Below are 12,366 nucleotides of genomic sequence, written 5' to 3' on the forward strand. Positions count from 1 at the left end.
GCGGCTACCTGCAGCGCCTTGCTCCCTGGCAGGGCACGGCGGCAGAGTCAACGGCAAGCCACCCCGGGGCGGCTGCGCGGAACTGCTCCCCTGTCAGCATGGCTGCTCCGGCCGGCAGGCACCCGAGCAACGGCGTGCCCAGAGCCTCGAAGTATTCCCGGTTGTCCAGCTCCACTTCGGTGGGTTCCTGCGGCCACGCCCCCACCACCAATCCGGCAGCGGCAACTTTCCGGCGCTCCAACGCTTCCAACGTGAGCAGCGTGTGGTTTAGGGTCCCGAGGGAGCTGCGGCACACCACCACCACGGCCGCACCCGGAAAGTGCATGGCAAGGTCCGCCATGGTGTTCGCGTCCCCGTCGAGTTCCACCAGCACCCCGCCTGCTCCTTCCACCAGCACGTGGTCGTGCCCGGCGGCCAGTGCGCGGATGGCAGCCACATGGCTGGCCAACGCAGGCAATTCCAGGTCTTCCCTGGCAGCGGCGGCAACCGGCGCCATCGGCAAGGCCAGCCGCACACCTTCCACTCCGGCGGCAATTCCGCCCAGCCGGCGCACCTCGGCCATGTCCCCGCCCTCGCCGGCAACCACTCCGGTTTGGGTTGGCTTGTAAGCTGCCACCGACGCTCCCCCGGCCTGCAGCGCGGCAGCAAGCGCCGCCGTCGCCACTGTCTTTCCCACATCGGTGTCCGTGCCGGTGACAAGCACGACGGCGGGCAACTTCAGTGCCGCTGCGCTCAAGGGGTGCTGCATTCCACGAGAACGGACATCGGCGTTTGAAAGGAAAGCAGCCGCAGCCACTCCGGTTCCGGGCCGGCCAGTGCCAAATAGGGCAGTGCGCGAGCTGTTTCCTGGACGACGAGCGTTGTTTCAAGCTCCGCCAGCTTCGCGCCCAAGCAGCGGTGGAGTCCGTGGCCAAAGGCCAGCGAATACGCGGTTGGCGGTGCCTGCGGCCCGTGGTTTCCGGAGAGTTGCAGCAGCACCTCGGCGCCGGCCGGCAGCTGAACCCCGTCCAATACAGTGTCGCGCAGGGCTGCCCGACGCCACGTGTGCACCGAAGATTCGCTGGCCAGCACGCCGCGCACATGCTGCGCGGCCGCCGCTGGATCGGCAAGCGCCGCCCAGGGGTGCAGCGCCGAGCGCTGTGCAAGCCGGTGCCCTGCCCCCGAGGACCCTGCCTCCGGGGAACCTGCCTCGGGGGATTTTGCCCCCGAGCCGACGCCGGACCCGATGCCACGGTACAGCGCGGTGTTGATCAGCTGTGAGGTGGTTTCCTGCCCGGCAATGACAAGAAAGTAGCCCAGCGAACACACTTCGGCGCTGCTCAGACCCGCCGTCAGCAACACGCCAAAAAGGGAATCGGAGCCGCGGCTGGCGGCCACTTCCTCGCGCAGCCAGCCATAAAACGCCGCTGCGCTGTGGGCCAGCTCCAGCTGCCGGGCCTCGTCCGGCCAGCCCCAGAACAGTTCCAGCGAGTCGCGGCTCCAGGTTTTTAGCGCCTCGAGCGGCGGGTTGGCCTGTCCAGTCAGTTCGGCCATGACGACGGGTGGAACGTGCATGGCCACGGAACGGGCCAGGTCCACCGGGCCCTGCTCCAGGGCGGCGGCGGTGTGAGCCAAGTGCGTCCTGGCAATTTCCTGCACCCGTGGCGTCACGGCGGCAACCTTGGCCGGGGTGAAGAACCTCGTCACAACAGTGCGCACGGCACGGTGTTGTTCCCCCGTCGCGGAGGCAAGGACCGGGGGCAGCGCAAATTTGGCCTTGCTGAGGATGCGCAAGGTGGCCGGGGCCAGCGGGACCACGGAGGTCAAGGCGTTCGTGGGGGCAAAGTCGTCGGTGCGGCGCATGACTTCCCTGGCCAGGGCTGGTGTTTTCACCACGTGGTAATTCACGATTCGTTCCTCTCGTGGGCGAATTCGGCGGCGGGCAGCACCTCGCGCAGCAACTGTGCCGCGGCGTGCAGTTGGCCCGGGGTCAGATCGGCCCGGGCGGTCAGGCGCAGGCGGGAGACGCCGTCGGGCACGCTCGGCGGGCGGAAGCACCCCACCAGCACTCCGGCAGTGCGCAACTGTTCCGCCATCGTGAGGGCCTGTTCCGCGGAGGCCATCGGGATAGATTGCACGGCCCCCGGGGAGCGCGTGGTGCCGACCATCGCAGCCAGCCGGGCGGCGTTGGCATGCAACCGAGCCACCAGCAGCGGCTCGTCCAGAATGATGCGTGCAGCTGCCGCGGCAGCAGCGGCGGGCGCCGGGGCAAGCGCCGTGTCGAAGATAAACGGCCGAGCCGCGTTGACCAGGTGTTCGCGCAAGGCGCCCGGTCCCAGCACCGCTCCGCCCTGGGCGCCGAGCGCCTTGGACAAGGTGGCGGTGAGCACCACATGCGATGCGGCTGCCAGCCCGGCCGCATGCACGGCGCCACGCCCGCCCCCGGCAACTCCGATGCCGTGCGCCTCGTCCACCAGCAGCCACGCATCTTCGGCGGCACAGTCGGCAGCCAGGGCGGCCAGGTCCGCGGCGTCCCCGAGCACCGAATACAGGGATTCGACCACCACGACGGCGCGCGGGACGGTGCGTTCGGCCAGCGCCGTGCGCACAGCAGCCAAATCGCTGTGCGGAACCACGGCGACGGGCGAGCGCGAGAGTCGGGCGGCATCGTGCAGCGAGGCGTGCACATGAGCGTCCAGGACCAGCAGCGTGCCCGGTCCGCCCAGTGCCGTGAGCACTCCCATGTTGGCAAGATAGCCGGAGGAAAAAGTCAGCGCGGACTCGGCTCCCGTCAGTTGGCAAAGCGCTTCTTCAAGGTGTGTGTGCACGGCCAGCGTGCCGCACACCACCGGCGAAGCGCGCGATCCTGTGCCGTGGCGCCGGATCGCGTCGATGGACGCGGAGGCCAGACGTGGGTCGCGGGAGAGCCCCAGGTAGTCGTTGGACGCCAAATCCAGAAGGTTACCGGCTGGCAGTGGCACAGCCCTGCGGAGCAGGTTGCGGCTTCCACGCACCCTGGCCCGGCTGTCCAGCCACTGCTCCATTGCGCCGGGCGCACCGACTCCGGGAGCCTTCGTGTCAACGCCCGGGGCACCGGAGGCCGCGGCCTTCACGGCGGTCGCATTGGTGCCACCCAGACCGGGGAAATCCATCCCGGGGACACCGGCGTCGTGCGTGCTGGAAACCGACATTAACCGTGTACCTGTTCAATGGCGGCGCATAGCCCGGCGCCGATGGCGGCGACGTCGTCGGCGGTGCTGATGTAGGGCGGCATGGTGTAGACGAGGTCGCGGAAGGGCCGCACCCAGACGCCGCGCTGCACAGCGGCGCGGGTCAGTGCAGGGACATCCACCGGGTTGTGCAGCGCAATGACTCCCACTCCGCCAAGCACCCGCACGTCGCGGACTTGGGGCAATGTAGCCGCAGTGGCCAGCGCCTTTGAGAGACCGTGTTCCAGGGCAGCCACCTGCGGCCGCCACGGCGTGCTTTCGAGCAGGTCCAGCGATGCCACCGCCACGGCGCAGGCCAGCGGATTGGCCATGAACGTGGGCCCGTGCAACAAGGCACGCAACGGCGAGGCAGTGACGACGGCTGCCACCTCGGACGAGCACAGCATGGCGGCCAAAGTCAGGTACCCCCCGGTCATCGCCTTGCCCACGCACATGATGTCTGGCACCACACCGGCCCATTCGCTGGCAAAGAGCTCGCCCGTGCGGCCAAAGCCGGTGGCGATCTCGTCCAGGATCAGCAACAGCCCGTGTTCGGTGGCCACGCGACGGGCGGCGGCCAGGCATTCGGGGGCGTAAATGTGCATGCCTCCGGCGCCCTGCAGCACCGGTTCCATGACAATGGCCGCCAGTTCGCCGCCGTGGGCGACCACGGTTTCCTCCAGCACCTGCACCCAGGCGGCCACGTCCGTCGGATCCGCGCGCAACTCCCCGTCAACAAGCCGGGCCTGCGGCGGCCGGGGCAGAAACCGCTGCTCCGCCACCAAATTCGGAAATTGTGCGTGCATGCCGTCGACGGGGTCGCACACGCTCATCGCAGCAAATGTGTCGCCGTGGTAGCCACCACGCAGGGCCAGGAAGGCGCTGCGTCCCGGATATCCGGCCGCTGCTTGGTATTGCACGGCCAGTTTAAGTGCGACTTCGACCGACACGGAACCCGAATCGGCAAAGAACACATGGTCCAAGTGCTCCGGTGTCATCGCCACGAGTCGCTCGGCCAGTTCCACGGCCGGCTGGTGCGTCAATCCGCCAAACATGACGTGTGAGAACTTAGCCGCCTGCCCGGTCAATGCGGCATCCAGTGCCGGGTTCCGGTAGCCGTGGACGGCGGACCACCACGAACTCATGGCGTCCACCACCTCGAAGTGCTCCCCGTCGGCGTCTTCCAGCTGCAGCCTGGTGCCGGATGCACCCAGCACTGCGTAAGGAGCCGGTCCGTCAAGCGGGGCGTAGGGGTGCCAGAGCAGGCCCTTGTCCCTGGCCACCAGCGAGTGGGCAGGCTGCGAAGGGGCACCCGTCGAGGCAGCCGGAAACGCCGGCGCCGAGACCACCCGGTCTGCCAACGAGCCGGCCAGCAGCGAGCGGGCCGCGCTAGGCATTGGGGGCAAGCTGTGTTCCGGCACCGCGACGGCGGATGGTCGGCTGGGAGCCGGCGGCAGCTCCGGCGTCGTGCCCGGGGGAAGGGGAGGGCGAGGCGGGTTCCTTCCCCAAGACGGTGAAGCCGGCGTCGGCAATCATGGCCAGGTCGTCTTGGCCGGGCTGGCCTTCGCTGGTGAGGTAGTCGCCCAGAAAGAGCGAGTTGGCGATGTTCAGGGCCAACGGCTGGAGGCTGCGCAAGTGCATTTCACGTCCGGCGGCCATGCGCAGTTCAGCCTCGGGGCAGGCGAAGCGGACAAGGGCCAGGATGCGCACGCACATGGCGGGGGTCAGCAGCCACGTGCCTTCCAGCGGGGTTCCGTCAAAGGGCATGAGGAAGTTCACCGGGATGGAGTCGCTGCCAAGGTCCCGGAGGGCAAAGACGGCGTCGATGAGTTCCTCGTTGCTTTCGCCCATGCCCACAATCAGCCCCGAACAAGCCGAGAGCCCTGCAGCTTGGGCCTGCTGGACGGTGCGCACTCGGTCGGAAAATTCATGGGTGGTGCAAATGTCCTTGTACTTGGACTCGCTGGTGTTCAGGTTGTGGTTGTAGGCATCCACGCCGCAGGCCTTCAGGCGCTCGGCCTGGCCTTCCTTCAAAATGCCCAGGCAGGCGCAGACCTCAACGTTGGGGTGCGTCCCCTTCAGCCCGTCCACCATGTCGGCAACGCGCTCCACGTCCCTGTCGGCGGGGCCCTTTCCACTAGCCACCAGGCACACGCGCGAGGCGCCGGCGGCGATCCCCGTTTCGGCCTGCTCGAGGACCGCTTCGGGCTTGAGCCAGGTGTACTTCAGGATCTGCGCGGCCGAGCCCAGTCGCTGGGAACAGTAGGTGCAGTCCTCCGGGCACAGGCCGGATTTGAGGTTGACAAGGTAGTTCAGCTTGACGGTGTTGGAGAAGTGGGTGCGCCGCAGGCGGGCGGCGGCAGCCACCACATCCAGCAGCTGGTCGTCGGTGGATTCCAGGACGGCAAGGGCGTCCTGGCGGGTCAAGGTGGCGCCGGACAGCTGTTGGTCGGCCAGGACGGAAAAGTTATTGAACACTGTTCAAGTATCGAAATTCCCGGTTCCGCTGTCAAATGAACGTCCCCGACGGCGGGGGCCCAGGCAGTATTGGGGACGAGCCGGGAGCGGGTTGGCAACCAACTTGCGCGGATGGGGCAAAATGGAGCTGTGCCGTGCGGGCGTTCTCGAGCCGGCACCGCCCAAGCAAGCCCAAGCAAGCCCAAGCAAGCCCAAGCAAGCCCAAGCAAGGAGAGGACTCCAGCACATGGCGCTGACGCGCGAGCAGGTTATTGACACCGCCTTCGGAATTTTGCGCGACTACGGCATCGCGGACCTCTCCATGCGCCGGCTGGCCCGCGACCTCAACGTCCAGCCCGGAGCCCTCTATTGGCATGTGAAAAACAAGCAGGACCTCCTGGGGGTCCTCGCCGTCATGATCCTGAAACCCGTCAAGCAGCCGGCAGTGGACGGGGGTCCGGCAACGCCCCCCGCAGCGATCGCATCCCTGCGCCTCCACTGCCGGCAGATCCGCCAAGCCCTGCTGGCCGTGCGCGACGGCGCGGAAGTCGTGGCCCTGACACACACTTTGGATCCCTTGGCGCTCCCCTCGCTGCAGGGGCTCACCGAGACGTTCGCCGCCGCCGGCGTGACCGGCACCCGTGCCGCATGGGCCGGCCGCGCCCTGGTGCACTACATTCTTGGCACCGTCACGCAGGAGCAGACCCGCAGCGGGCTGGCACAGGCAGGGCTGCTGGCCGAGGCCCCCGGGCCGCTCGACGAAACCGAAGCCTTCAATTTTGGTCTCGAGCTGCTGCTGTCAGGTTCCACGGAGTTGTTGCACAACGACGGCGGCCAGCAGTCCAGGGGCGTGGACTGAGAACAGCCAGCCCCACCTGGCCATGATTCGTTGGCCCAGGACTAACTGGGCAAGGACTGACTGGGGCAGGACTCACTGGCACAGGACTCACTGGCGCAGGCGCTGCCAGGCAGCTGTTGCACCGGCCTATGCTGTACGCAAGTGCTTCCGAGCCACCCCTCCCAGCAAAGGACACTCCATGGCAGCCCCCAAGGACCCCCAACCCCTGGACTTCACGTTCACGGCCCCCATCAGCAAGGACGGCGCCTTCGCCACGTATCTTGTGGTGGAAGGCTCCGATGAGCTGCTGGGTACCCGCCGCGCCATCAAGGTTGCCGGCCTGCTCGATGGCACCACACCGTTCCAGGCCACGCTCATGCCTTCAGGCACGGGCCCGCACTGGTTGCCGTTGCGGGCAGCCCTGTGCAAGGCCATTGGAAAGTCCGACGCCGGCGAGCACGTGACGGTGCAGCTGAACCAACGCCTGAGCTGAACCAGCTTCCCGGCTGAACCAACGCCTGAGCTGAACCAGCTTCCCGGCTGAACCAACGCCTGAGCTGAACCACCGTCTCGGCCGGGCGGCTTTTGGGGTTCACCCCGCCACCAGCCATAATTGACGGGCCCACTTGGGTGAACAGCGACGCCGCTCGCGGTAGTGTTTGGTCATGAACGCGCACAATACGACCCGGGACGCCGTCGACTACACCGCAGTTGACCACGCTTCCGCTCCAGAGCCGGATGATTCCCGAAAGCCTAAAAAAGTGGCCGGCATCAAAGCGAAATCATGGAAATACGTGGCCAAACGTTCAGTGGCCAAGTTCACTGCCGACGCCGCGACGGACATGGCCGCAACCCTGACGTACTTCGCCGTGCTGTCCCTTTTCCCGGCAATTCTGGCGTTGGTTTCCATCCTCGGCCTAGTGGGCCAGGCCGAGCAAACCACCAAGGTCATGCTTGACCTGGTAAGCCAACTCACGGACGAGAAGATGGTGAAAGCCATCAGCGGTCCCGTGGAGAACCTGATCAGTTCACCCGCGGCCGGCTGGACGTTTGCCTTCGGGCTGGCGGCCGCCTTGTGGTCGGCCTCCAAATATGTTGGAGGGTTCAGCCGGGCGATGAACCGCATCTACGGCACGGACGAGGGGCGTCCGGTATGGAAGCTTCGTCCCGCCCTTCTGCTCGTCACCTTGGTTTCCGTGGTGTTGGTGGCCGCCATGGCGCTCATGCTTGTGGTCTCCGGCCCCATTGCCCGGGCGATCGGGGAGACCATTGGTTTGGGCGACACGGCCGTGATGGTCTGGAACACGGCCAAATGGCCGGTGCTGGGGGTTCTGGCCGTGGTGCTGATCGCCCTGCTCTACTACTTCACCCCCAACGTCCGGCAACCGAAATTCCGCTGGATCAGCGTTGGCGCCACAGTGGCCCTGCTGGGGGCCTTGGTGGCCTCCGCCGGGTTCGGGTTCTACTTGGCGAACTTCAACAAGTATGAGAAGACCTACGGCGCCATCGCCGGGGTGATTATTCTGCTGTTGTGGCTGTGGATTTTGAACCTCGCACTGCTCTTCGGCGCCGAAGTGGACGCCGAACTTGAACGCGGCCGGCAGCTGCAGGCCGGCATCGTGGCTGAAGCCGACCTTCGACTCCCGCCACGAGCGATCACGGCAAGCCTGAAAAAAACCGAGAAGGAAATGGTCCTTGTCGCTGAAGGAAAGCACCTGCGGGAACAGTTCAACGCGGACTCCCCCGACAGTGCAACCGACAAATCCGGCGAAGCCAAAGCGCTGTGGTGGTTGGCCGCTGCGGGTACAGCAGTGCTCGCCGTCGTCTCCTGGCGCGAGCGCCGTCAACGCAGTGAGAAAGACTAGCTCCCATGCAGCATTTTGATCTGGTCATCATCGGCACAGGCTCGGGAAATTCCATCCCCTCCCCCGAACTTGAGCACCTGAACATCGCCATCGTCGAGGACAATCTCTTCGGCGGGACGTGCCTGAACGTCGGCTGCATCCCCACTAAAATGTTTGTCCACCCGGCCGAGCTTGCCGATGCCACCCGCCAGGGCAGGGCGTTGGGCGTGGAATCGGAGCTCACGGCCGTTGATTGGCCGGGCATGCGTGAGCGAATCTTCTCGCGCATTGACGCAATTGAAGCGGGCGGGCGGGCCTACCGCCAGGGCCCCGAGTGTCCCAACGTGAGCGTTTTCTCCGGCCACGGCCGCTTCACCGGGCCCCGACAGCTGCGCGTTTCCTTGCACGACGGCGGCACGGAGGTCCTGACGGCAGACCGCTTTGTGCTGGCGGCAGGCTCGCGCGCCGTCGTGCCCCCCATCGACGGACTGTGCGAGCCCGGGGAGACGTTCCACGCCACCGACACGCTCCACACCTCCGACACCATCATGCGGATCGCGGAGTTGCCGAAGAGCATCGCCATCCTGGGCGGCGGATTCGTCGCAGCGGAGTTCGCGCACATCTTCGCCTCCTTTGGCACGCAGGTGACCCAGATTGTCAGGGGACCCGGGCTGCTGCGCCACCTGGACAGCGACGTTTCCGAACTCTTCACACAGCAGGCGGCCGCACGCTACGAACTGCTGCTGGAGACCCGGCTGACGCACGTCGCGGCGGACGGGGCCGGCGTCGTGCTTGGTCTTGAAGGGCCCCGGGGAACGGAATCGGTCACTGCGGAGCTGCTGCTGGTGGCGACGGGTCGCCAGCCCAACTCCGACACGTTGAACGTCGCGGCGGCCGGGATTGAGGTGGACAGCCAGGGGCGGGTGCTGGTCGATGAGTTCCAGCGCACCACCGCCGAGGGCGTTTTTGCCCTCGGCGACATCTCCAGCGCCCACCAGCTCAAGCACGTTGCCAACTACGAGGCGCGCGTGGTCCAACACAATCTCATCCATCCTGCTGCCATGATGGGCGCGGACCGGCGTTTCATTCCGGCGGCCGTCTTCAGCGAGCCGCAGATCGCTTCCGTGGGCCTGACGGAGGATGAAGCCGTCAGCCAAGGTGTCCCCTACGTCGCAAAAACCCAACTTTATGCCGACATTGCCGCCGGCTGGGCCCGAGAAGATGCCGGTCATTTCCTGAAGGTGCTGGCGGATCCTGCCACGGGCAAGCTGCTGGGCGCCCACGTGATTGGCCCCGACGCTGCCACCGTCATTCAGCCGCTGATCCACGCCATGTCCTTTGGCCAGCGTGCCCACGACGTGGCCCGGGGGCAGTACTGGATACACCCGGCGTTGAGCGAACTGGTGGAGAATGCGCTGCTGGGGTTGCCGGCCCCCACGGAACCTTAAAAAACTTTTTCCATCCGATCCAATCCGAAACGGGCGGTGCTCCGAATCACAGTGCAGACGGACCCAACGACGGGCCGTCCTCACTGTTCAAGGAGAATTCCCGTGAATAAGAAATCAGCTCTACTCGTCGCACCGGTACTTGCACTGGCTGCCATGAGTTTTTCCGGCGGCGCCGCCATGGCGGCCGACACCGGCACCACCAGCTTTGAAGCAAACCTGGGAGCCGTCAACGGCAGCAACGCCACAGGGTCCGTCTGGATCAACCTCACCGGCGACCAGGCCACCGTGACGGAGAACGTCAGCGGACTGGCAGCCACGTTCGACGGCAAGGCCTACCCGCACGTGCAGCACATCCACATTGAAGGTGCCGGCACCTGCCCCGCCCCTTCAGCGGACACCAGCGGCGACGGCGTCATCAGCACCACCGAGGGCGGACCTGCCTACGGCAAGATCGGCACCACGCTCTCCACCAGCGGCGACACCAGCGACAAGGCTGCACTGGACCTTGCCGTTGGCGGCATGGGAGCAAGCTACAAGTACGAGCGCACGTTCACCATGAACGCAGCCACCGTCGCCTCCCTGAAGGCAGGCAAGGCCGTAGTGGTTGTGCACGGCCTTGACCCGGCCACCCTGCCGGCTGCCGCACAGAAGGAAAAGAGCGAACTGGCTCCCACCCTCCCGCTGGCCGCCACCTCGCCTGCACTGTGTGGAACGCTGCTCGAGTCCCAGATGGCCGCCATGCCCGGCGGAGCACCCGGAACCGGCGTGACAACGGCCGTTGCAGCCACCAACGCCTCCACCTCGCCCGGCGTTGCCTGGTTCGTGGGCGGCGGAGCCATTGTGCTTGCTGCCGGAGGCGCCTTGGCCCTGGGCCGCAAGAAGACCGTGGCCGCGCACAAGTCCACGGTTTCACAGTAGCGGCGGCGCATTCACCATGATCGCCACCAGCAGTAGTCGCGGGCGTCGCAAGGCGCCCGCGGCTGCGGCACTGCTTCTGGCAACGCTCACCTTGGGCGTTGCCGGATGCGGGGCCCAAGCAACCGCCACCCCAGCCGCTCCGAGCCAAGTTTCCGCAGGGTCCAGTTCCGCAGCCCCCGCGAGTCCTTCAGCAACGACGCCGGGCACCGCCGGCACGCCGAGTGCCTCGGCTGCCCCGTCCCCAGCCCCCATCACCCAACCTCCGCCCGCGCCAGTCAAGGGACCGGTGCTTCCCGCTTCGGCACCCGTATCACTGAGCATCCCGGACATCGGCATCACGACGCCCCTCATGAAACTGGGACGCGATGCCAAGGGCGAGGCGGAAGTGCCCCCCGGGGAAGCAGGCTCCCCCGCCGGCTGGTACAAGTATTCGCCAACTCCCGGAGAACAAGGTCCCTCCGTTATTTTGGGGCACGTGAACACCACCACCATCGCCGAAGGCGTGTTTTACCGGCTCCATGAACTGAAACCAGGCGAACAATTCACTGTCGACAGGGCGGACGGAAGCAAACTCGATTTCGCGGTTGACCGCACCGAGATCTTCCAAAAGGCCGCCTTCCCCACCGTCGCCGTCTACGGCAACACCGACAGGGCCGAGATTCGCCTCATCACCTGTGGCGGCTATGACCCCAGCACCGGGGAATTCGTGGAGAACACGGTGGTCTACGGACACTTGCTCTCCAGCACCAAGTAGTCGCGCACGAAACCGGCACCATCCGCCCACCCATGGGCACCGGCCACGCATATCTCACGCTTCGGATTGGAACATCATGAACTCGAAACTCAGCCTTTCCGCTGCTGTGGCAGTGGCTGCAGCCTTGGCCCTGGGCGGATGTTCCGCCGGAACCGGCGAGCACGCCGGAATGGACCACGCCGCTCCTGTGGCGCAATCCGAGGCGGGTGGGCACACCGACTCCTCGATGGCCTCAATGATCCACATTCAGGATGGCAAGTTCATCGACCCCCAGCCGCTGGAGGCCGGTTCAAAGGTGAGCGTCATGAACATGAACGGCACTGCCGCCACCGTGGTCTCGGATGAGCCGGGCAAATTCTCCGCCACCGTCCAAGCCGGTGGCATTGCGGTGTTTACCGCCCCGTCCACGCCCGGCAGCTACCGCTATCACAGCGCTGCAGGCGACATGCAGGGAGTTTTGACAGTGCTGGGCGACACCGCTCCCGAAGCGGCGAAAATGGTCTGTGAAGACCAAGCGAAGAACGCGGTCAAGGACATCCTGGCGCTTCCCGCCCTGCCAAAGCCTGTCTCCGAATGGGACGGCACAACTTATGTGTGCACCTATCCGTTGGCGGCAGGAGACTTCGTCATGAGCGTGACGGTGGCGGACACACCCGAGCAGGCGAACACAGCAACACAAAAGCTGGCAGCCTCCCTCGATGCGCCTCCCATTGAGGGTTTGGCCAATCTCGGATTGCCCGGTTACCAGTCGAAAGCGGGAAACGTCATCTTTGCCAAGGACAACATGACATTGCACGTCGACGCCACGGCATTGCCGGCCACTGTGGGGCCACACAACGTGGCACCTGCAAGCTTCGCCTACGAAATGTCCACCACCATCCTCGGCTGCTGGACAGCACACCATTCATAGGACATGCCG

Annotated in this window: 13 protein-coding genes; 7 read left to right on the top strand and 6 right to left on the bottom strand. The window is 66.1% G+C overall.

The window, feature by feature from the left end:
* Positions 1 to 4: 4 nt before the first annotated feature.
* The 5 genes from bioD to bioB are packed head-to-tail and all read right to left on the bottom strand — an operon-like array spanning position 5 to position 5,666.
* A complete protein-coding gene (gene bioD, locus QMG25_RS16480) occupies positions 5 to 736 on the bottom strand; it encodes a dethiobiotin synthase (RefSeq protein ID WP_283462104.1) in 732 nt (243 codons plus the stop codon).
* Positions 733 to 1,887: a cytochrome P450 gene (locus QMG25_RS16485; protein ID WP_283462105.1), complete on the bottom strand. Its 1,155-nt coding sequence runs from the start codon at positions 1,885 to 1,887 to the stop codon at positions 733 to 735. The genes bioD and QMG25_RS16485 overlap by 4 nt, the downstream gene beginning before the upstream one ends.
* Positions 1,884 to 3,170, bottom strand: coding sequence for an aminotransferase class I/II-fold pyridoxal phosphate-dependent enzyme (locus tag QMG25_RS16490; protein WP_349307155.1), 1,287 nt, complete (start codon positions 3,168 to 3,170; stop codon positions 1,884 to 1,886). Before QMG25_RS16490 ends, QMG25_RS16485 begins: the two co-directional genes overlap by 4 nt.
* Positions 3,170 to 4,585 (bottom strand): adenosylmethionine--8-amino-7-oxononanoate transaminase, encoded by a 1,416-nt coding sequence (locus QMG25_RS16495; RefSeq protein WP_283462107.1) that lies wholly within the window; start codon positions 4,583 to 4,585, stop codon positions 3,170 to 3,172. The genes QMG25_RS16490 and QMG25_RS16495 overlap by 1 nt, the downstream gene beginning before the upstream one ends.
* Positions 4,578 to 5,666, bottom strand: coding sequence for a biotin synthase BioB (bioB, locus tag QMG25_RS16500; RefSeq protein ID WP_283462108.1), 1,089 nt, complete (start codon positions 5,664 to 5,666; stop codon positions 4,578 to 4,580). Before bioB ends, QMG25_RS16495 begins: the two co-directional genes overlap by 8 nt.
* 226 nt (positions 5,667 to 5,892) lie before the next feature.
* On the opposite strand from bioB, the gene QMG25_RS16505 reads away from it, so the two are divergent.
* The 5 genes from QMG25_RS16505 (at position 5,893) to QMG25_RS16525 (ending at position 10,693) form a co-directional block, all read left to right on the top strand.
* The gene (locus tag QMG25_RS16505; protein WP_283462109.1) at positions 5,893 to 6,504 is read left to right on the top strand and encodes a TetR/AcrR family transcriptional regulator C-terminal domain-containing protein; all 612 of its coding nucleotides are present in this window, start codon (positions 5,893 to 5,895) and stop codon (positions 6,502 to 6,504) included.
* Positions 6,505 to 6,682: 178 nt separating this feature from the next.
* Positions 6,683 to 6,976: a DUF1905 domain-containing protein gene (locus QMG25_RS16510; protein WP_283462110.1), complete on the top strand. Its 294-nt coding sequence runs from the start codon at positions 6,683 to 6,685 to the stop codon at positions 6,974 to 6,976.
* A gap of 172 nt (positions 6,977 to 7,148) precedes the next feature.
* Positions 7,149 to 8,348: a YihY/virulence factor BrkB family protein gene (locus QMG25_RS16515; RefSeq protein WP_283462112.1), complete on the top strand. Its 1,200-nt coding sequence runs from the start codon at positions 7,149 to 7,151 to the stop codon at positions 8,346 to 8,348.
* Positions 8,349 to 8,353: 5 nt separating this feature from the next.
* A complete protein-coding gene (locus tag QMG25_RS16520) occupies positions 8,354 to 9,775 on the top strand; it encodes a mycothione reductase (protein ID WP_283462113.1) in 1,422 nt (473 codons plus the stop codon).
* A gap of 102 nt (positions 9,776 to 9,877) precedes the next feature.
* On the top strand, positions 9,878 to 10,693 hold the full coding sequence (locus QMG25_RS16525) for a hypothetical protein (protein WP_283462115.1): 816 nt from the start codon (positions 9,878 to 9,880) through the stop codon (positions 10,691 to 10,693).
* Here the strand turns inward: QMG25_RS16525 and QMG25_RS16530 are convergent.
* Entirely contained in the window at positions 10,685 to 11,032 is a 348-nt protein-coding gene (locus QMG25_RS16530; RefSeq protein ID WP_283462160.1) for a hypothetical protein, read from the bottom strand. The two genes, QMG25_RS16525 and QMG25_RS16530, sit on opposite strands and share 9 nt — an antisense overlap.
* Here QMG25_RS16530 and QMG25_RS16535 point away from each other — a divergent pair.
* On the top strand, positions 10,980 to 11,447 hold the full coding sequence (locus QMG25_RS16535) for a class F sortase (RefSeq protein ID WP_283462117.1): 468 nt from the start codon (positions 10,980 to 10,982) through the stop codon (positions 11,445 to 11,447). The genes QMG25_RS16530 and QMG25_RS16535 overlap by 53 nt on opposite strands.
* A gap of 76 nt (positions 11,448 to 11,523) precedes the next feature.
* Complete coding sequence (locus QMG25_RS16540; RefSeq protein ID WP_283462119.1) at positions 11,524 to 12,357, top strand: hypothetical protein; 834 nt, start codon at positions 11,524 to 11,526, stop codon at positions 12,355 to 12,357.
* Positions 12,358 to 12,366: the final 9 nt, after the last annotated feature.

The sequence above is a fragment of the Arthrobacter sp. H35-D1 genome (assembly GCF_030063185.1).
Classification (GTDB): domain Bacteria; phylum Actinomycetota; class Actinomycetes; order Actinomycetales; family Micrococcaceae; genus Specibacter.

What these genes read in the sequence shown, in the direction of transcription:
- QMG25_RS16490 (WP_349307155.1), bottom strand. Translation starts at nt 3,170, where the DNA reads ATGTCGGTTTCCAGCACGCACGACGCCGGTGTCCCCGGGATGGATTTC.
- QMG25_RS16495 (WP_283462107.1), bottom strand. Translation starts at nt 4,585, where the DNA reads ATGCCTAGCGCGGCCCGCTCGCTGCTGGCCGGCTCGTTGGCAGACCGG.
- QMG25_RS16505 (WP_283462109.1), top strand. Translation starts at nt 5,893, where the DNA reads ATGGCGCTGACGCGCGAGCAGGTTATTGACACCGCCTTCGGAATTTTG.
- QMG25_RS16510 (WP_283462110.1), top strand. Translation starts at nt 6,683, where the DNA reads ATGGCAGCCCCCAAGGACCCCCAACCCCTGGACTTCACGTTCACGGCC.
- QMG25_RS16515 (WP_283462112.1), top strand. Translation starts at nt 7,149, where the DNA reads ATGAACGCGCACAATACGACCCGGGACGCCGTCGACTACACCGCAGTT.
- QMG25_RS16520 (WP_283462113.1), top strand. Translation starts at nt 8,354, where the DNA reads ATGCAGCATTTTGATCTGGTCATCATCGGCACAGGCTCGGGAAATTCC.
- QMG25_RS16540 (WP_283462119.1), top strand. Translation starts at nt 11,524, where the DNA reads ATGAACTCGAAACTCAGCCTTTCCGCTGCTGTGGCAGTGGCTGCAGCC.